17 protein-coding genes are annotated in these 17959 nt (G+C 70.3%); 11 read left to right on the forward strand and 6 right to left on the reverse strand.

Features of this window, described 5'->3' with window-relative positions; all coding sequences use genetic code 11:
* The coding region (locus WG212_RS16915) for an acyl-CoA dehydrogenase family protein (RefSeq protein ID WP_337188448.1) at window positions 1-162 on the reverse strand (162 nt) is incomplete at its 3' end.
* A gap of 86 nt (window positions 163-248) precedes the next feature.
* On the opposite strand from WG212_RS16915, the gene hemB reads away from it, so the two are divergent.
* The gene (gene hemB, locus WG212_RS16920) at window positions 249-1265 is read left to right on the forward strand and encodes a porphobilinogen synthase (RefSeq protein WP_337188288.1); all 1017 of its coding nucleotides are present in this window, start codon (window positions 249-251) and stop codon (window positions 1263-1265) included.
* Between the two features lie 44 nt (window positions 1266-1309).
* On the opposite strand, the gene WG212_RS16925 is transcribed toward hemB, so the two are convergent.
* Window positions 1310-2188 carry an SMP-30/gluconolactonase/LRE family protein gene (locus tag WG212_RS16925; RefSeq protein WP_337188289.1) on the reverse strand — a complete coding sequence of 293 codons (879 nt, stop codon included), beginning with the start codon at window positions 2186-2188 and terminating at the stop codon, window positions 1310-1312.
* On the opposite strand from WG212_RS16925, the gene WG212_RS16930 reads away from it, so the two are divergent.
* A complete protein-coding gene (locus tag WG212_RS16930; RefSeq protein ID WP_337188290.1) occupies window positions 2187-2627 on the forward strand; it encodes an NUDIX domain-containing protein in 441 nt (146 codons plus the stop codon). The two genes, WG212_RS16925 and WG212_RS16930, sit on opposite strands and share 2 nt — an antisense overlap.
* Here WG212_RS16930 and WG212_RS16935 read toward each other — a convergent pair.
* Window positions 2587-3450, reverse strand: a complete 864-nt coding sequence (locus WG212_RS16935; protein ID WP_337188291.1) for an alpha/beta hydrolase — start codon at window positions 3448-3450, stop codon at window positions 2587-2589. The two genes, WG212_RS16930 and WG212_RS16935, sit on opposite strands and share 41 nt — an antisense overlap.
* A gap of 159 nt (window positions 3451-3609) precedes the next feature.
* Between WG212_RS16935 and WG212_RS16940 the strand changes: the two genes are divergently transcribed.
* The 6 genes from WG212_RS16940 (at window position 3610) to WG212_RS16965 (ending at window position 11589) form a co-directional block, all read left to right on the forward strand.
* Window positions 3610-4515 (forward strand): flagellar motor protein MotB, encoded by a 906-nt coding sequence (locus tag WG212_RS16940; protein ID WP_337188292.1) that lies wholly within the window; start codon window positions 3610-3612, stop codon window positions 4513-4515.
* Between the two features lie 73 nt (window positions 4516-4588).
* On the forward strand, window positions 4589-5350 hold the full coding sequence (locus tag WG212_RS16945) for an arginyltransferase (protein WP_337188293.1): 762 nt from the start codon (window positions 4589-4591) through the stop codon (window positions 5348-5350).
* A 129-nt stretch (window positions 5351-5479) separates the two neighbouring features.
* The gene (locus WG212_RS16950; protein WP_337188294.1) at window positions 5480-6142 is read left to right on the forward strand and encodes a chromosomal replication initiator DnaA; all 663 of its coding nucleotides are present in this window, start codon (window positions 5480-5482) and stop codon (window positions 6140-6142) included.
* 138 nt (window positions 6143-6280) lie between these two features.
* Entirely contained in the window at window positions 6281-7864 is a 1584-nt protein-coding gene (locus WG212_RS16955; protein ID WP_337188295.1) for a CHAD domain-containing protein, read from the forward strand.
* Window positions 7865-7883: 19 nt separating this feature from the next.
* Window positions 7884-10097 (forward strand): RNA degradosome polyphosphate kinase, encoded by a 2214-nt coding sequence (locus tag WG212_RS16960; protein ID WP_337188296.1) that lies wholly within the window; start codon window positions 7884-7886, stop codon window positions 10095-10097.
* On the forward strand, window positions 10078-11589 hold the full coding sequence (locus WG212_RS16965; RefSeq protein WP_337188297.1) for a Ppx/GppA phosphatase family protein: 1512 nt from the start codon (window positions 10078-10080) through the stop codon (window positions 11587-11589). The genes WG212_RS16960 and WG212_RS16965 overlap by 20 nt, the downstream gene beginning before the upstream one ends.
* 441 nt (window positions 11590-12030) lie before the next feature.
* On the opposite strand, the gene rnd is transcribed toward WG212_RS16965, so the two are convergent.
* On the reverse strand, window positions 12031-13209 hold the full coding sequence (rnd, locus tag WG212_RS16970) for a ribonuclease D (RefSeq protein ID WP_337188298.1): 1179 nt from the start codon (window positions 13207-13209) through the stop codon (window positions 12031-12033).
* A gap of 80 nt (window positions 13210-13289) precedes the next feature.
* Between rnd and purM the strand changes: the two genes are divergently transcribed.
* Complete coding sequence (purM, locus tag WG212_RS16975) at window positions 13290-14315, forward strand: phosphoribosylformylglycinamidine cyclo-ligase (RefSeq protein WP_337188299.1); 1026 nt, start codon at window positions 13290-13292, stop codon at window positions 14313-14315.
* Window positions 14316-14475: 160 nt separating this feature from the next.
* On the opposite strand, the gene WG212_RS16980 is transcribed toward purM, so the two are convergent.
* Window positions 14476-15123, reverse strand: coding sequence for a hypothetical protein (locus WG212_RS16980; RefSeq protein WP_337188300.1), 648 nt, complete (start codon window positions 15121-15123; stop codon window positions 14476-14478).
* A gap of 282 nt (window positions 15124-15405) precedes the next feature.
* On the opposite strand from WG212_RS16980, the gene WG212_RS16985 reads away from it, so the two are divergent.
* Together WG212_RS16985 and WG212_RS16990 are read left to right on the forward strand one after the other, a co-directional pair.
* Window positions 15406-15996, forward strand: coding sequence for a PadR family transcriptional regulator (locus WG212_RS16985; protein ID WP_337188301.1), 591 nt, complete (start codon window positions 15406-15408; stop codon window positions 15994-15996).
* Window positions 15997-16071: 75 nt separating this feature from the next.
* The gene (locus WG212_RS16990; RefSeq protein ID WP_337188302.1) at window positions 16072-17124 is read left to right on the forward strand and encodes an alpha/beta fold hydrolase; all 1053 of its coding nucleotides are present in this window, start codon (window positions 16072-16074) and stop codon (window positions 17122-17124) included.
* Between the two features lie 351 nt (window positions 17125-17475).
* On the opposite strand, the gene WG212_RS16995 is transcribed toward WG212_RS16990, so the two are convergent.
* Complete coding sequence (locus tag WG212_RS16995) at window positions 17476-17958, reverse strand: helix-turn-helix domain-containing protein (RefSeq protein ID WP_337188303.1); 483 nt, start codon at window positions 17956-17958, stop codon at window positions 17476-17478.
* Between the last annotated feature and the right edge of the window lies 1 nt (window position 17959).

The following is a 17959-nucleotide window of genomic DNA, read 5'->3' on the forward strand; positions in this document are numbered from 1 at the left end:
ATAGAGGCCCGCGAAGCCCAGACCCGCCGCAGCCTCAAGCACCGCCCGGTCCAGGCCGCCCTCTTCGTCCCAGCGCGCCGAACGCGGCGCCAGTTCCGCCAGGGCGAAGGCGCGCGCCGCGTCCTCGATCGCCCGCTGGTCCTCGGTGAGATCGAAATTCATGGCCGTGGGGTTGAGCGCGCGAGGTGGGGGGAGTCAATGACGCGCGATCTTGCGCGCGCCCTCGTCCGGGTCCAAACCGCCCGCCCATGACCAGAGCCCCCCTCGCCGCCTATCCCGCCCTTCGGATGCGCCGCCTGCGCCAGGCCGACTGGGTCCGCCGGCTCGTGCGCGAGAGCGTGCTGACGCCGTCCGACCTGATCTGGTCGATGGTGGTCCATGAGGGCGACGGCAAGGTCCCGGTGGCGTCCATGCCGGGGATCGAGCGCCTGTCGGTGGCCGAGTGCGCCGCCGCGGCCAAGGAGGCCCGCGCCCTGGGCATTCCCGCCATCGCCGTCTTCCCCCACATCGACGGCGCCCGGAAGGACGCGACCGGAAGCTCGGCGGCCGACCCGGACGGCCTGGTCTGCCGCGCGGTCAGGGCCATGAAGGACGCCGCGCCCGAGGTGGGGATCATGTGCGACGTGGCGCTGGACCCCTTCACCGACCACGGCCACGACGGGCTGCTGGAGAACGGCCGCATCGTCAACGACGCCACGGTCGAAGCGCTGGTCGCCCAGGGCCTGGTCCAGGCCCTGGCCGGCTGCGACATCCTGGCCCCCTCCGACATGATGGACGGCCGGGTCGGCGCGCTGCGGACGGCGCTGGAGGCCGAGGGCCTTCAGGACGTGATGATCATGTCCTACGCGGCCAAGTACGCCTCGGCCTTCTACGGTCCCTACAGGGAGGCCATCGGTTCCGGAAAGCTGGGGACCGGCAGCGTCGACAACCCCGGCGACAAGAAGACCTACCAGATGGACTCGGCCAACCACGCCGAGGCCCTGCGCGAAGTGGCCCTCGATATCGCCGAGGGCGCGGACATGGTGATGGTGAAGCCCGGCCTGCCGTACCTCGACATCGTGCGCCAGGTGGTGGACGCCTTCTCCATGCCCACCTACGCGTTCCAGGTCTCGGGCGAGTACGCCATGATCATGGCCGCCGCGCAGAACGGCTGGCTGGACGAGGAGCGCGCCATCCTGGAGAGCCTGGGAGCCTTCAAGCGCGCCGGCGCGTCCGGGATCATCACCTACTTCGCGCCCCGCGCGGCGCGGATGCTCGGGGCGTAAGGCGCTGCGGGCTTGAGGCGCTCGGGGCTCAAGGCGCTGGGGGCTTAGGGCCGTCCGGCGCGCGGACTGTCCACCTCGGCGACCACGATCCGCCCCGTCCGCTCGCGCGCCGCCGCCTCGTGGTCGGATGTCGCGGCGGTCAGCATGAACAGCGTGCGCCCGTCCGCACCGCCCAGCATGCAGGCGAAGCAGGGCTGGCCGGTGTCGATCACCTCCAGCACCTCGCCACCCTCCGCGATCCGGACGCACTCGGGCGCGATCGGATTGGCGACCCATATCGCGCCGTCGGCGTCCAGGCAGATCCCGTCCGGCACGCGGGGCCAGGTCTCGGCCCAGACGCGCCGGTTCGACAGCGCCCCGCCCGGCCCGATGTCGAACGCCGTCAGCCGGCCGGCCAGGGTCTCGCCCACGATGAGCGTGGCGCCGTCGGGCGTGATGACCGGGCCGTTCGGAAAGTGCATGTCCTCGGCCGCCACCCGCACCTCGCCGTCGGCCGTCACATAGGCCAGCCTCGCGGCCGGATGGTCCGCGATCACGCTCTCCACCCCGCGCGCCTCGATCGCGGCGTCCAGGTCGAACCCGAAGTTGCCCACATAGGCCCCGCCCGAGGCGTCCACGACCATGTCGTTGCAGTGGAACGTGGCCACGCCGCCGAGGTCGGCATGGACCGAGACCGCGCCGTCCGCCCCGCGCCGGAGCACCTTCTTCTGCGTCATCGAGACGATCAGCAGGTCACCGCCCGGCGTCCAGCCCAGGCCCGAGGGCCGGTCGTCGATCTCGAACTCGGTGCGCAGATCGCCGGACAGGGAGACGGACTTGACCGCGTGGTCGTAGAAGTCGCTCAACCAGAGACGACCGTCGCGCCACCTTGGCCCCTCGCCGAAATGCAGCCCGTCCGCCAGCACCCGGATCGCCCTCGCCATGTCGTCCTCCCGCGATTTTGAGCCGATGATCGTCGAGGTCGTGGGCGCTGTCATCCGCGACGCCGCGGGCCGGGTGCTGACGGTGCGCAAGCGGGGGACGGCGCGATTCATGCTTCCCGGCGGCAAGCGCGAGCCGGGCGAGGACGATCTTCCGGCCCTGGCGCGCGAACTTCGCGAAGAACTCGGCGTGGCGCTGGTGGAGGCCCGGACGCTCGGCCGCTTCGAGGCGGCGGCGGCCAACGAGCCCGGCGCCCGCGTCAGGTCCTCGGCCTATCTCGTCGCGATCGACGGAACGCCACAGGCCGGCGCCGAGATCGAGGACCTGCGCTGGATCGACCCGGCGACGCCCGGCCGGACACCGCTCGCGCCCCTGCTCGACGCCGCGATCCTGCCGGCCGTCATCGCGGCGTCGACAGCCACGCCTCCAGGATCGGATTGACCTTCTGCGGCGCCTCCTGCTGCACCCAGTGCGAAACGCCGGGCAGGCGTTCGATGGTTAGGTCGCGGACATGGGCCTCGGTCCCGTCCAAAAGCTCGATCCCCAGCGCCGCGTCCTCCTCGCCCCAGACGATGAGGGTGGGCGTCTCCAGCAGCGGCCAGGGCTCGGACAACCGCCGCCGCGCGCGGAACGCGCCGCGATACCAGTTGATCATGCCGCGGATGGCGCCCGGCCGACGGGCGTTCCGGGCATAGTGGTCCAGCACCTCGGGCGTGAAGTTTGTCTTATCGACCGCCATCTCGTGGAACGCGCGCCGCACCCCGCGGGCGTCCCGGGCCGTCATCATCCGCTCCGGCAGCCAGGGAAGCTGGAAGAAGAAGATGTACCAGGACTTCTTCCGCTGGGCGGGGTTGCTGCGCAGGTTCTCGGCCATCACCGCCGGATGCGGCACGTTCATGATCACCAGCCGTTCCAGCGGCCGCACGCGGTTGATCGCGAACGACCAGGCCAGGCCTGCGCCCCAGTCGTGGCCGATCAGCGTGACCCGCTTCGCCCCGCTGGCGTCGATCAGCGCCGCGACATCCTCCATCAGCCGGTCGATGACATAGGCCGAGACGGCGCCCGGCTTGGGCTCGGTCTCTCCGTACCCGCGCAGGTCCGGCGCCCAGGCGCGATAGCCCATGTCCGCCAGCAGCGGGAGCTGGAAGCGCCACGAAAACCGGCTCTCGGGAAAGCCGTGAAGGCACAGTGCGAGATGATCGCCCTCGCCCATCTCGTCCACGGCGAAGCGGAAGCCGTTGGCCTCGACGAAGCGGGTCTGCATGTCGCTTGGCCCTCCCTGGCCGGTCCGTGACCGGCAGCTTGAGCGCAGTTCCCGGGCGGAAGCAAACCGGGCGGAAGCAAGGGCCCCCCGACGTCCGAAACCCCATCTTAACGCGGCCAAAGCACCTTGCGGCTGAATCAGCGTTAAGGCGGGTGAACCATGGCTGTGGGCGAACAGCCGATCGTCATCAAGAAGATCAAGAAGGGCGGCGGCCACGGGCATCATGGCGGCGCCTGGAAGGTCGCCTATGCCGACTTCGTCACCGCCATGATGGCGTTCTTCCTGCTGATGTGGCTCATTAACACCACGAGCCCCGAACAGAAGCGGGGCATCGCCGACTATTTCGCGCCCGCCAGCGTATCGCAGACCATGTCGGGCGCCGGCGGCATCCTGGGCGGCTCGGCCCTGGGCAGCGACGGCTCCAAGAGCGCCGGGTCCAGCGACATCATCGAGGAACTGGCCCCCTCGTCGCAGAACCCCAACGACGGCGACAGCCGCGAGGCCGGAAAGCCCGCCAAGCCCGAGGAGGCCGAAGCCGCGGCCATGCTGCTGGCGCGCCAGCAACGCGAGGACCAGGCGTTCGACTCGGCCGCCCAGTCGCTCCGTCAGGCGCTCCAGTCGATGCCGGAACTGGCCGAGCTGTCCAAGAACATCATCATCGACCAGACGCCCGAGGGGCTGCGCATCCAGCTCATCGACCAGGAAGGCCGTTCGATGTTCAACCAGGGCTCGGCCCAGCCCAACGAACGCGCCCGGATCCTGCTGCGGGCGATCTCCAAGACCATCAACCAGCTTCCGAACCGCATCAGCATCTATGGCCACACCAGCGCCAGCGCGGGCGGGGTGAAGCCGGAAAGCGACTGGCCGCTGTCGGCCGCTCGGGCCGACGCGTCCCGCAAGGTCCTGCAGGGGTCCGGCGTGGACACCGACCGCGTCTACCAGGTGTCGGGCAAGGCGTCCTCCGAGCCCCTCTATCCCGACGACCCCCTGCTGCCCGGCAATCGCCGCATCGCCATCGTGTTGCTGCGAGAGGCGCCGCTGATGCCATCCGACGCGGGACTGTAACTCCGCTTGCGCCGAGCCGCGGCATGACGCCTAATCGGATCACACACCCGGCAGACGAGGCGCCGCGCGCTCCGTGACGCAACACTTCCCGACCCGACAGCTCCGGTTCTTCCTCACGGCGCCGTCGCCATGCCCGTATCTTCCCGAGCGATACGAACGGAAGGTGTTCGCCCACCTGCCCCTTTCGGACGGCGCAGCGGTGAACGACAGCCTGACCGCCGTCGGCTTCCGCCGGTCCCAGAACATCGCCTACCGCCCGGCCTGCGAAGCGTGCTCGGCGTGCGTCTCGGCGCGGATCCCGGCGGCGGACTACGTGTTCTCGCGCTCCGAGCGGAAGGTCCTGTCACGCAACGACGACATCGAGCGCCGCCTCGTCGAGGCCGAGGCCACGATGGAGCAGTTCGACCTGCTGCGCCGCTACCTGCTCACCCGTCATGCCACCGGCGGCATGGCCGAGATGACGTGGCCCGACTACGTGGCGATGGTCGAGGACACGGCCGTGCGCACCCATGTCGTGGAATATCGCACGCGCACGGCGAACGGCAGGCCCGGCGACCTGCTGGCCTGCGCGCTGGTCGACGTGATGGGCGACGGCCTGTCGCTGGTCTACAGCTTCTACGATCCGGCGCCCGTGCGGCGCAGCCTCGGGTCCTTCGTGATCCTCGACCACGTCATCCAGGCCTGCCTGACCGGACTGCCCTATGTCTACCTGGGCTATTGGGTCCGGGGCTCGGAGAAGATGGACTACAAGGTCCGTTTCTCGCCCATCGAGCTGCTGAGGCCCGACGGTTGGACGTTGGCGGGCGCGCGCGAACTGGGGCCGCGCCAGGGCTGAATCCGTCCAGCCGTGACGGCCGGGCGCAGCGACGCTGTGGATCACGGGCGTAACCGCAATGCGGCCAGTGGCGCCCCGGCCCGGACAGGCCTAGAAGCGGGGCGTGAAACCTACGGTCCGGCGAGAGTCATGGCGCGGCAACTGCGGCTGAGCCTGGGTCGCGACGCCCCCCCGTCCTTCGACGAATTCGTGCGCGGACCCTCCAACGCGGAGGCCGTGGCCGCCGTCGAGGCGTGGCCGCGCTGGCGCGACGGGTGCCTCACGCTGCTGGGACCGGAAGGCGCGGGCAAGTCGCACCTGGCGCACGCCTGGGCCACCCGGGCGGACGCCCTGCTCGCCGATCCCGACGATCCGGACCTGGGCGCCGCGGCCGGGCGGCCCGTGCTGCTGGAGGACGCCGACCGTGGTGTCTCCGCCGAGGGGCTCTTCCATCTGATCAACCTGGCGGCGCAGGAAGGCGGCGGCCTGCTTCTGACGGCGCGCACCCTTCCGGCCACGTGGCCCACCGACCTGCCCGACCTGCGGTCGCGCCTGAACGCCCTTCCCGTGGCCCAGATCGCCCCGCCCGACGACACGGTGCTGGAAGGCGTCCTCCGGCGCTTCTTCCGCGACCGCAACATCCGTCCGCCCGAGGCGGTCTACCCCTATCTCCTGGCGCGGATGCCGCGCTCGATCCCCGATGCGGAGAGCATCGTCCAGCGCCTCGACGAGGCGGGCGACGAGGGCTTCCGCCCGGTGACCCGCGTGCTGGCGCGGCAGATCCTGGAGGCCCGGGATCGACCCGACCCCTGAGCCCGCCCCCTGAGCCCGCGTCTGGAGGAAGAACGGCGAAATCGGAAGAATCTTCGCCCGCGCGATAGACAAGCCGAATCATTTTCCGGCAGTGGTGTGGGCCGTGGCGCACCGGCCACGTCCGACGGGACCTCCGGCATGCTCGCGCGGGCCCCCGCGAAGGCCGCCCCGGAACTTGAACTCAAGTTCCAGCTCGGCGCCGGCGCCCTGGAGGCGCTGGAAGGGAGCCTTTTCCCCCGCGCCCAGGCCAAGGTCTCCCAGCTCCACGCCACCTATTTCGACACGCCCGGCCATGCGCTGCGCGACCAGGGCTTCAGCCTGCGTGTCCGCCGCAAGGGCGAGACCTTCACCCAGACCCTCAAGCATCGGGACGGCGGCGCACTCTTCCAGAGGGACGAGTGGGAAACCCGGGTCGGCGGCGCGGACCTCGACCTCGACGTCCTGGCCGGCACGCCCGCCGCGGCTGCGATCGCCGGCGCCCCCCTGGCTCCCGCCTTCACGGTCGAGGTCGAGCGGCGCATCCATGTCTGGTCGTCGGACGCGGCCCAGATCGAAGTCTCGCTCGACACCGGCGCCGTCGTCGCGGGCGAGCGGCGCGATCCCATCGCCGAGCTGGAACTGGAGCTGCTGGCCGGGCCGCCACAGGCGCTGTTCGACCTAGCGCGGCAGCTGATGGACGTCGCGCCCCTGATCCTGGCCTTCGAGAGCAAGGCCGAGCGCGGGTACCGACTGGTGGGCCACGACGGCCTCGCCGCGCTCAAGGCCCAGCGTAACGCCGTGGGGCCGAAGACGGCGGTCGCTCCGGCGTTCCAGGTGACCATGCGGGGCGCGCTGGTCCAGGTGGCCGGCAACGCCGACCTGCTGCGCCGCGCCAACAATCCCGACGCCCTGCACCAGCTCCGCGTCGGGCTGCGCCGGCTTCGCGCCGGCCTGTCGGTCTTCAAGGCGATCCTGGACGCCGAAGGCTTCAACCGTTTCCGCGCCGAGACCCGCTGGCTGGCTGGGGAATTGTCGGACGCCCGGGACATCGACGTCTTCCTCCAGAAGGCGGCCGTCCGCGACGAGATCGAGGAGAACGACGGCCGGGCCGCCTTCTTCCGGGCGCTGCGCATCGCCCAGGCCGAGGCCTATGAGCGGGCGGTGGACGCCGTCGGCTCGCCCCGCTTCCGCGCGCTGCTGCTCGACGTGGCCGAGTGGGTCGAGGCCGGCGCCTGGCGGCATCTCGACGACGCGGCCTCGCGCCGCCTGCGGGAAGGGCCGGTCACTGTCCTGGCCGCGCCGGTGCTGGCGCAACTGGACCAACGGCTGCGCCGCCGTTCGCGCCGTTTCCTGGAGATCGACGCCGCCGCCCGCCACGACCTGCGCAAGCAGGCCAAGAAGCTGCGCTACGCCGCCGCCTTCTTCGCCGAGGCCTTCACCGAGCACCCCAAGCGACGCGCCCGCTTCGTGGCCGCGCTGCGCGCCCTGCAGGACCACCTGGGCGAGCTGAACGACATGGCGGTGGCGCGGTCCGTCGCCCTGAAGGCCGTCGGCAAGCGCAACGGCGAACTCGCCTTCGCCGCGGGGCTCGAGGTGGGACGTCTCACCGAGGCCGAAGCCGCGGTGATGGACGCGGCCGACCGCGCCTTCAAGGCGTATCGCAAGGTGAAGCCGTTCTGGCCGTCACCGGATGGCCGCAATGAGGACCTTAACCTTTCCGGGCGACGTTTGAACCGCGCCTGACGCCGACCGAGAAGCAACGATGCCGCCCAACGACGTCTCCCCCACGACCGCCGCGCTGGCCGCGTCGCAGGAGGCGACGCCCGTGGCCATCGAGGATCTGGTTTCGTCGCCCGCGCGCTTCTTCAACCGCGAACTGTCGTGGCTGGCCTTCAACCGGCGGGTGCTGGCCGAGAGCACCAACCCGCGCCACCCCCTGCTGGAACGTCTGCGGTTCCTGGCCATCAGCGCCAACAACCTCGACGAATTCTACATGGTCCGCGTGGCCGGCCTGAAGGCCCAGGTGCGCGAGGGGATCCGGGTGGTCAGCCAGGACGAGCTGACGCCGGCCGAGCAGCTCCTGCGGGTCAACGCCGCCGCCGCCGATCTCATGGCCGACCAGCAGACCCGCTGGCGCGAGCTGCGCGCCGAACTGGCGGGCGAAGGCCTGCGCTACGTGTCCGCCGACGAAGTGACCGAGGCCGAGCGCGCCGCGCTGGAGCCCCGCTTCCTGTCCGAGCTGTTCCCGGTGCTGACGCCCCTGGCCATCGATCCGGCGCACCCCTTCCCGTTCATCGCGAACCTGGCGTTCTCGCTGGTGCTGAAGATCCGGCGCATCTCGGACGGACGGCTGCTCTATGCGCTCGCCCCCCTCCCCGCCCAGGTCGCCCGCTTCTGGGACGTCGCGCCCGGCCGACCGACCCGCCGCAAGGCCCAGCGACGGGTGATCTCGCTGGAAAGCCTGGTGACGCTCTTCCTCGACCACCTGTTCCCAGGCTGCGAGGTCGAGGCGCACGGGGTCTTCCGCCTGATCCGCGACTCCGACGTCGAGATCGAGGAAGAGGCCGAGGACCTCGTCCGCGAGTTCGAAGCGCGGCTGAAGCAGCGCCGGCTGGGCTCGGTGGTCCGCGTCGAACTGGAGGCCTCCACGCCCGAAGAACTGCGGGCGTTCATCTCGGAGAGCCTGCACGCCAATCCGGAAGACATCATCGTCATGGACGGGCTCCTGGGCCTGGACGAGCTGACCCAGCTCATCCCGTCCGACCGGCCCGACCTCAAGTTCAAGCCCTTCGAGCCGCGGTTTCCCGAGCGCATCCGCGACCACGGCGGCGACTGCTTCGCGGCGATCCGCGAAAAGGACATCCTGGTCCACCACCCGTTCGAGAGCTTCGACGTGGTGGTCCAGTTCCTGCGCCAGGCGGCCCGCGATCCCAACGTCCTGGCCATCAAACAGACGCTGTACCGGACCTCGAAGGACAGCCCGATCGTCGCGGCGCTGATCGAGGCGGCCGACAACGGGAAGAACGTCACCGCCCTCATCGAGATCAAGGCGCGGTTCGACGAAGAGGCCAACCTGAAGTGGGCGCGCGACCTGGAGCGCGCGGGCGTCCACGTCGTCTACGGCTTCATCGAGTACAAGACCCACGCCAAGCTCTCGATGGTGGTGCGGCGCGAGGGCGAGCAGCTCCGCAGCTATTGCCACTTCGGGACCGGCAACTATCACCCGATCACGGCGCGCGTTTACACCGACCTCTCGCTGTTCACGACCGAGCCGGCCTTCGGCCGGGACGCGGCCAAGCTGTTCAACTACGTCACCGGCTACGCTCAGCCCGTGGGCCTCGAGCGCCTGTCGTTCTCGCCGGTCACCATGAAGCGCGACCTCATCCGCCTGATCGACCGCGAGATCGAGAACCAGAAGGCCGGTAGGCCGGCCGCCATCTGGGCCAAGATGAACTCGCTGGTCGACCCTGAGATCATCGACGCGCTCTACGCCGCCAGCCAGGCAGGCGTACCCTGCGACCTGGTCATTCGCGGCATCTGCTGCCTGCGGCCGGAAATCGCCGGGCTCTCGGAGAACATCCGGGTGAAGTCGATCGTCGGCCGCTTCCTCGAGCATGGACGGATCGTGGCGTTCGCCAACGGCCACGCCATGCCGTCGCAGCATGCGCGCGTCTTCATCTCGTCGGCCGACTGGATGCCGCGCAACCTTGACCGCCGGGTCGAGGTGCTGACGCCGATCGAGAATCCCACCGTCCACCAGCAGGTGCTGCATCAGATCATGCTCGCCAACCTGAAGGACGAGGCGCAAAGCTGGACCCTCGACGCCGACGGCGGCTATAGGCGTGATCCTGCCTGGGATCACCCGAACGCCTTTTCGGCGCACGAGTACTTCATGACCAATCCGAGTCTTTCCGGTCGCGGGCAGAAGGTGAAGGACATGCCGCGCGCGATCGAAAATGTGGCCTCGCGGGGATAGTCCCGGCCGCCCCGATGGACGGCCCGATGGACGTCAGGCGGCCGTCATCGACGTCGGATCCAACTCGGTCCGCCTGGTCGTCTACCGGGTGGACGGCCGCGCGCTCTGGACCGTCTACAACGAAAAGGTCGTCGCGGGCCTGGGTCGTGACCTGGGCGCCTCCCGGCGCCTTTCGCCCGAGGGCGTCGAGGACGCCATCGCCGCGCTCCGCCGGTTCCGCGCCGTCCTCGACGGCTGGCCGCCGGAACGGGTGACGGCCTGCGCCACCGCCGCGGTGCGCGACGCCGCCGACGGCCGGACCTTTCTCGAACGCGTGAAGGCCGAGGCCGGCCTCGACATCCGGGTGCTGAGCGGCGACGAGGAGGCGCGCTACGCCGCCCTGGGCGTGCTCTGCGGACAGCCCGACGCGCAGGGTGTGGTGGGGGACCTGGGCGGGTCGAGCCTGGAGTTGGTGCGACTGAACGGGATGGCGCACGTCGAGGGGATCACACTCCCGCTGGGCCCCTTCGCCCTGGGCGCGCCCAAGCCCCTGAACGCCGACCGGGTGCGACGCCAGGTGGACGACCGCCTGGCCCCGCATGCCCGGACTTTCGCCAGCCCCGCACTCCACGCCGTCGGCGGGGGCTGGCGCAACCTGGCGCTCCTGCACATGCAGCTCGCCGACTATCCGCTGCATATCGCCCACCAGTACGAGATCGGGCGCGGCGACGCGATCGAGCTCGCCCGCTTCGTCCAGCGGCAGTCGCGCTCCTCGCTGGAGGGTATCCAGGGCGTCTCGAAGCGGCGCTACGAGACCCTACCCTATTCGGCCGCCGTGCTGGAGCGGCTCATCGAGCGGCTGGGCATCGAACGGATCGTGGTGTCCGCCTACGGGGTCCGGGAAGGCCTGCTGTTCGAGGCTATGCCGCCCGAGGTTCGCCGCCTCGACCCGCTGATCGAGGGCTGCGAGGCGCTCACGGCGCAGCGGGGCATCTCGCCGGACCTGGGACAGACGCTGGAGGCGTGGCTCGGCCCGCTGTTCGAACGCCTGACACCCGTGTTCGAGGCGCGCGACGCCGTCCTGGTCGCGGCGGCTTGCCGGCTGGCCGAACTGGGCGCGCGCCTGCACCCCGACCATCGCGCCGACCTGGCGTTCGAGCAGATCCTGCGGGCGCCCCTGGCCGGCATGACCCACCCCGAGCGGGTGTTCCTGGCCTCGGTGGCCTTCGCCCGCCATTCGGCCTCGCCCCAGCCGCCGGATACGTCGGCGCTGCGAATCCTGTCGGGCGAACGGCGCCAGCGCGCCCGCGCCCTGGGCGCGGCCCTGCGCCTGGGCTGCGACCTGTCGGGCCACAATCCGCGCCTGCTGGAGAAGTCGTCGCTGGCCATCCGCGGCGATCGCCTGTCGCTGACCACCCTGACGGGATGGGAGGACATGCTGCTGGGCGAGCAGGCGGCGCGGCGCGCGCAGACCTTGGCGCAGTCGCTGAAGCTGAAGCTGGACCCGCCCTGATCCTGGCCTGCCCGGAGCCGGCCAAATGACCTGATCCCGGCAAATGAAGAGGGCGGTGCCCCGGTCACCCGGAACACCGCCCTCCGAACCAGATCCGTTGGGGGACCTGAGCCTTCGAGGCGGAGGGAACGTCGCGCCGCCGGTCGCCCGGCCTTGCTTGGGTCCGTCTCCTTCGGCGCTCCCGCGAGAACCGGGTCGCCCCGGAAACCGCCCTGGAGAGCCGCCTGCCCGCTTCGCCGCCCGGTCGCCCGGTCCGCCGCGCCGCAGTTCCTCTCGGCAAGGGGAGGTTCACCCGACGCCGTTCGGCCGGCAATGGCCCTGGCCACGAGGCCTGTGGGCGCTTGCGCCGACAGGCGGTGGACCCGATGTGGAGAACACGAGGGATCCCGAAAATCCCCGTGCTCAAACAACCGCCTGCGGTTATCCCCAGGGACGTGGGGATCAGCGCGCGGCCGCCGCCTTGGGCGCGCGGCGCACCTCGACGACACGCACGCGGGCGCCGTCCAGCACCAGGGCCAGTTCGCCGCGCTTCAGCTTCAGGGCGTCCTCGCCGAACGCCTCGCGCCGCCAGCCCTTCAAGGCCGCGATGTCGGCCCGGTCGTCGTTGGCGATCTGCTCCAGGTCCGAGACCGTGGCGATCAGCTTGGAGGCCACCCCGGACTCCTCGGCCCGCGCCTTCAGCAGCACCTTGAGAAGCTCGACCACGGCGCCGGCGGCCGGCGAACTCTGCTGGCGGGTCTTCTCGATCACCGGGGCGTAGGCCTCGGGGTCACGCAGCGCCTCGCGCACGGCGGCGACCAGGTCGGGACCGAACCGCGAGCCGGAAAAGCCCTTCGGCACCGAGCGCAGCCGGTCCAGGCCGTCGGCGTCGGTCGGCGCCTGGGTGGCGATCTCGTCGATGGCCTCGTCCTTCAGGATGCGGCCGCGGGGCTGGTCGCGAAGCTGGGCCGTCCGCTCGCGCCAGGCGGCGACGGCGCGATAGACCGCCAGGTACTTGGCCGTATGCCGGCGGGGCCGCAGCCGTTTCCAGGCGTTGTCGGGCTCGACGTCGTAGTTGGCCTGGTCGGTCAGGTCGGCCATCTCGTCGGTGACCCAGGCCAGCCGTTTCTCCCGCTCCAGCCGCTCGCGCAGCATGGGATACAGCTTGGCCAGGTGGGTCACGTCGGCCAGGGCGTACGAGAGCTGCGAATCCGACAGCGGCCGGCGCGCCCAGTCGGTGAACCGGCTGGACTTGTCGATGTCCAGCTTCAGCATCTGGCGGACCAGGGCGTCGTAGGCGATCTGCTCGCCGAAGCCCGCCGCCATGCCCGCGACCTGGGTGTCGAACAGCGGCCGGGGCATGGCCTTCAGGTTGTTGAAGATCTCGACGTCCTGGCGGGCGGCGTGGAACACCTTCAGGATCGACTCGTCCCGCATCACCTCCAGGAACGGCTCCAGGTCCATGCCCTCGGCCAGCGGGTCGATCACGGCCTCGGCGCCGGGCGCGGCGGCCTGGATCAGGCACAGCTTCGGCCAGTAGGTGGTCTCGCGCATGAACTCGGTGTCGACCGCGACGAACGCCTGTCCCTTGAGCTTCGCGCAGAAGGCTTCGAGTTCGGCAGTGGTGGTGATCGGCGTCATAAATCAGCTATAGCCCCGCGCGCGGCCGACTCTGCAAGGCCGCGCGCGCGTTTCTCTGCACCTCCAGCCCGGGTTCGTAAATGTCCGAGCGACCGAACGGTCTCACCTATGCGCAAGCCGGCGTGGACATCGACGCCGGGAACGAGCTGGTCGAGCGCATCAAGCCGCTGGCCAAGTCCACCCGCCGGGCGGGCGCCGAGGCGTCGCTGGGCGGCTTCGGGGCGCTGTTCGACCTCAAGGCCGCCGGCTACGACGACCCGCTGCTGGTCACCACCACCGACGGGGTGGGCACCAAGCTGAAGGTGGCGATCGAGACCGGCCTGCACGGCACGGTGGGGATCGACCTCGTGGGCATGTGCGTCAACGACCTGCTGGCCCAGGGCGCCGAGCCGCTGATGTTCCTGGACTACTACGCCACCGGCAAGCTCGACGTGGAGGCGGCCGCCGCCGTGGTGGAGGGCATCGCCGAGGGCTGCCGGCAGGCCAACTGCGCCCTGGTGGGCGGCGAGACGGCCGAGATGCCCGGCATGTACGCCGAGGGCGACTACGACATGGCCGGATTCTGCGTCGGCGCCGTCGACCGCGACAAGGTGCTGCCGCGCCTCTCCGACCAGAAGCCGGGCGACATCCTGGTGGGGCTGGCCTCGTCCGGCCCGCACTCCAACGGCTATTCGCTGATCCGCCGGATCGTGACGCACTCGGGCCTGGCGTGGGACGCGCCCTGCCCTTTCGCCCACGGCAAGACCCTGGCCGGGGCGTTGCTGGAGCCCACGCGCATCTATGTCCGCAGCGTCCTGCCGCACCTGAAGGCCGGCCGGATCAAGGGGCTGGCGCACATCACGGGCGGCGGCCTGGTCGAGAACCCGCCGCGCGCCATCGCCGAGGGGCTGGCTGCGCGCTTCGACTGGAACGCGTGGGTCCTCCCCCCGGTGTTCAACTGGCTCCAGGCGACCGGCGGCATGTCCGAGCACGAGATGCGCCGCACCTTCAACTGCGGGATCGGCCTGGTGCTGATCGTGGATCCCCATGACCTTCCCGACGTGCTGGAAGGCCTGGTCCGCGACGGCGAGGACGCCTTCGTGGTGGGCGAACTGGCTCCGGCGTGAGCCGGCGCCGCAGGCGCGAAAAGGAACAGGAACCGCGGAAAACGCGGACAGGCGCGGAAAGGCGCCCGCCAGCGGGACCGGCCGGGAGTCCTTCCGCGTGTTTCCGCGTTTTCCGCGGCTTTCTCGTCTTGAGGGCGCTTCGCGCCGTCAGCGGCCCGCCTCACGCCGAACTGCGCCAGTCGATGCCGTGGACGCCTCGCGCCAGGGCGGCCCCCGGCGGGTCCGGAAGGTCGGGCCAGCGCCCGATGCCGCCGGGCGGGAACCTCAGGTGCAGCGCCAGGCGGGCGACATGGTCGTCCAGCGGCTCGTCGCAGAACTCGGGGCTGGCCCGCTCGTCGGCGATCAGGTCGTCGATGTCGGCCCGGCGATAGCCGAAGTCCCGGCACGCGGTCTCGAAATCGACGGTCGCTGCGCCCTCGCCGCCCCCGCCGTCCGGCGCCACGTCCGTTCCGTCGGATTCAGGTCGCTCGGCCTCGTCCCAGCCCAGGCGCAGCAGCGCGGTGCGCAGCTCGCCGATCCGGCGCGCGACGGCGGCCTGACCGGGCCTGGGCTTGGGCGCGGCGGCCTCGGCCTGGGCCCGGGCGTGGGCCGCCACGGCCAGGTCGCGCTTCAGCCGCGCCTTGACCGCCAGCGTCTGGCGATACGACCGCGCCGCCCGCTGATAGCTGCGCCCCAGCCGCCCGGCCTCCTCGTTGTCCTCGGCCGCCAGCGCGCGCCGCGCATAGTCCCGCGCCAGCGCCAGGTCGTGCTGCGCCAGTTCGGAGAGGCCCAGGGCCTCCGCCTCGGTGATGTCGAGCGCTTCCAGCATGTCGGGAGGAACTGTGGAGGCTGGGTACGTCAGAATCGGACGTAGGCTGGAGCGGCAGCGGGAGGAACTCATTGACGACGTTCGGGACGTCTGCTGGTTGGCACACCACCAAGCGACCTGGTGAGGGGCTTGTCGCTGGTGAGTCGCCGCCGAACCCAATGGATAAGCCCTACACGTATCCCAGCGGGCAGCCAGTTCGTCCCCGATCCGGCCACCGCTCCCGCAATTGTGCCGGGAGAAGCAGCCCTTACGATCTGGAGATCAAGATTCCATCGGGCGCCCATGACCAGCAGAAGACGTACCTCGAACACCCTTGAGATGCTGTTGATGTCGCTGCTCGCCACGAGCGGCAAGCTCACCGGGTATGAGGTGGCCGCGATCCTGCGGGCGCCGATCCCTCTGATCCGGCCCGTGAAACACAGTCAGATCTACCCCGCGCTGACCGCTTTGGAAGAGGCAGGCGACCTCGCGGGCCAGTGGGTCGAGCAGCAGGGTCGGCCGAACAAGAAGGAATATCGCCTTTCGGCGCAGGGGCAGGCGCGGCTGACGAGCTGGCTGCTTCAGCCCCGCGAGAGCCTCTCCGAAGATGAGATCGTACTCATCGCCTACAACATCGCCCTGATCGGACGGGACGCGGTCAAGGCGGCGCTCGTCCAGTTTCGACAGCAGTGCGAGGCCGAGAAGCGCCTGCTCGAGGAACGCTGGAAGAGCGCAGCGTCAGCCGTTCCCAAGTCGCGCCTGGCCGAGGACGGCGCCGGCGAAAGGTTGATCGGGGTTCGCACGAGCTACGAGTTCGCGCTGATCGAGCGTGACGCCCGCATCGCCTGGTGCGAAGGCGCCATCCGCCGCGCCGAGGACGTGGTCTTCGCATGATCGGAAAGCTCATATGTAAAAATTGACATATGACTCTTTTGGTATAATTGCTCCGGCGCTGCTGGAGGATGTTTGATGGCGTACGCATTTCCGATCGATCCGGCCGAGCTGTTCGTGGAACGGACGCCGCAGATGCTCTCCACGGGCATCGCCCCCGCCGACCTCGACGGGGTGAGGACTCAGATCGTCGACATGTGGGCGGACGCGCCCGGCGGCTGGGTGTTCGAATGGTCCAGGCTCGCCCGGCGCTACGCCGAGAACGGCCAACCCAGCCTGGCGGCCGTCGCCTTTGGCTGGGCGAAGTTCCCGACCTTGGCGACCCCGGCCATGCGGACGGCGCTGGAGAACCAGCTCGAACAATATCTGCGCGCGGCGCCGGACTTTCCCGTCGCGTTCGAGCGTCGGGTTCTGGACCTTCCACACAAGGGCGGACGCACGCCCGTGCCGGTCCACATCCTGTCGATGAAGGGCCTGGCCGCCGACGCCCCCGTCCTCGTCGTGACCGGCGGCGTCGACACCTGGAAGATGGATATGCACGGCCTGTTCGTCGCCCTTGCGCTCATGGGGGTGGCCCGGGTCATGACGTTCGACATCGCCGGGACAGGTGAGTCCCAGGTCGCGATGTCGGCCGACGGCGGCGCCGAGATCGCCGAAGGCGTGGTCGCCGCCGCGCGGGCGATGGGAGCCCGAAAGGTCGCCTATTTCGGCGTGTCGATGGGCGGTCACTTCGCGGCGCGCCTGGGCCTTTCGGGCCTCGTCGACGCCGCGGTCGACTTCGGCGGCCCTGTCGGCGCCAGGCCGGGAGGCGGGCGACCGACCCGGTTCGGGATGTTCGACATCGTCGCCAACGCCCTCGGCCATGACCGCCGCCCCGAGCCTGAGGAACTGTCGGCGCAGATGGCCGGCTTTTCACTCCGCGCGCTGCTCGATCAGGATCGCAATGGGCCGATGCTCGTCATCAACGGCGCCGACGACGTCCATGTCCCGCAGGAAGACACGCTCGTCTTCGAGGGGCGCCGCGCCACCAGCGTCCACCTCATCCCCGGGACCGGCCACTGCGCGACCACCAAGTCCGCCGAGGCCTTCGCGATCATCCAAGCCTGGCTGCGCGATGTGCTCGCAGACTAGTCGAGGGCCCGCTTGGTTCGACGAACCTGACCGTCCCCACGTATCGGACCTGGGGCGCAACCCGCCACTATACCTTCGAGCCCGCGGCCTACGCGGGCTGTGAGGGACCCGTGTCCCAACACAAACTCGTCATCGCCGAGCGTGTCCCGGCGACCCATTCCTCGGCCGCAACGCCTTGGGGACGGCCCCATAGGCCGAAGGAAGCGGAACCATGGGTCCCCGGGACGAGCCCTGGGATGACGAGTGAAGGAGAAGGGCGAGCGCCCAGCCCCGACAGCGCAATCCCCAGCAGCCTCCGGGACCCTCGTCGCGGGCGACGCATGACACCGTCTTCGGGCGCCTCGAGGGCCTTCAGCCCTTTCGCATCAGGCGGGCGCGTTCGGCCTGCATCGCCTCCGACTGCACGGCGACGACGGCGCGCGGAGTCAGATGGTCCCCGCAGCTCTCGCACGTCAGGTGCGGCCGGGCGTCCGCCACGCCACAGGCGACGCATCCGTAGGTGAGCGGCGGCGTCTCACGCCCCTGCCACCGATCGCCCCAGCCCGTGAGCGCGACCAGGGTCGGCCAAAGGTCTTCCCCCTTCCTGGTCAGCCGGTATTCGTAGCGGACGGGGCGCTCCTGATAGGCCCGCCGCTCGACGATGCCGAGCGTCTCGAGCCGCTTGAGCCGCGCCGCAAGCGAACTGTCCGACACGCCCATCTGGGCCGCGAGACCATCGAAGCGGCGGTTGCGCAGCATCAGCTCCTTGACGACCAGCAGGCTCCAGGCGTCGCCGATCTCCGCCAGCGCGCCCGCCAGGGAACAGGTCAGTCCGCCGAGTTCGCTACGCTTCATG

The organism is Phenylobacterium sp., assembly GCF_037189685.1.
GTDB lineage: Bacteria > Pseudomonadota > Alphaproteobacteria > Caulobacterales > Caulobacteraceae > Phenylobacterium.

What these genes read in the sequence shown, in the direction of transcription:
- purM (WP_337188299.1), top strand. Translation starts at nt 13,290, where the DNA reads ATGTCCGAGCGACCGAACGGTCTCACCTATGCGCAAGCCGGCGTGGAC.
- WG212_RS16955 (WP_337188295.1), top strand. Translation starts at nt 6,281, where the DNA reads ATGCTCGCGCGGGCCCCCGCGAAGGCCGCCCCGGAACTTGAACTCAAG.
- hemB (WP_337188288.1), top strand. Translation starts at nt 249, where the DNA reads ATGACCAGAGCCCCCCTCGCCGCCTATCCCGCCCTTCGGATGCGCCGC.
- WG212_RS16935 (WP_337188291.1), bottom strand. Translation starts at nt 3,450, where the DNA reads ATGCAGACCCGCTTCGTCGAGGCCAACGGCTTCCGCTTCGCCGTGGAC.
- WG212_RS16980 (WP_337188300.1), bottom strand. Translation starts at nt 15,123, where the DNA reads ATGCTGGAAGCGCTCGACATCACCGAGGCGGAGGCCCTGGGCCTCTCC.
- rnd (WP_337188298.1), bottom strand. Translation starts at nt 13,209, where the DNA reads ATGACGCCGATCACCACCACTGCCGAACTCGAAGCCTTCTGCGCGAAG.
- WG212_RS16940 (WP_337188292.1), top strand. Translation starts at nt 3,610, where the DNA reads ATGGCTGTGGGCGAACAGCCGATCGTCATCAAGAAGATCAAGAAGGGC.
- WG212_RS16950 (WP_337188294.1), top strand. Translation starts at nt 5,480, where the DNA reads ATGGCGCGGCAACTGCGGCTGAGCCTGGGTCGCGACGCCCCCCCGTCC.
- WG212_RS16930 (WP_337188290.1), top strand. Translation starts at nt 2,187, where the DNA reads ATGTCGTCCTCCCGCGATTTTGAGCCGATGATCGTCGAGGTCGTGGGC.
- WG212_RS16990 (WP_337188302.1), top strand. Translation starts at nt 16,072, where the DNA reads ATGGCGTACGCATTTCCGATCGATCCGGCCGAGCTGTTCGTGGAACGG.
- WG212_RS16995 (WP_337188303.1), bottom strand. Translation starts at nt 17,958, where the DNA reads ATGAAGCGTAGCGAACTCGGCGGACTGACCTGTTCCCTGGCGGGCGCG.
- WG212_RS16985 (WP_337188301.1), top strand. Translation starts at nt 15,406, where the DNA reads ATGACCAGCAGAAGACGTACCTCGAACACCCTTGAGATGCTGTTGATG.
- WG212_RS16925 (WP_337188289.1), bottom strand. Translation starts at nt 2,188, where the DNA reads ATGGCGAGGGCGATCCGGGTGCTGGCGGACGGGCTGCATTTCGGCGAG.
- WG212_RS16965 (WP_337188297.1), top strand. Translation starts at nt 10,078, where the DNA reads ATGTGGCCTCGCGGGGATAGTCCCGGCCGCCCCGATGGACGGCCCGAT.
- WG212_RS16960 (WP_337188296.1), top strand. Translation starts at nt 7,884, where the DNA reads ATGCCGCCCAACGACGTCTCCCCCACGACCGCCGCGCTGGCCGCGTCG.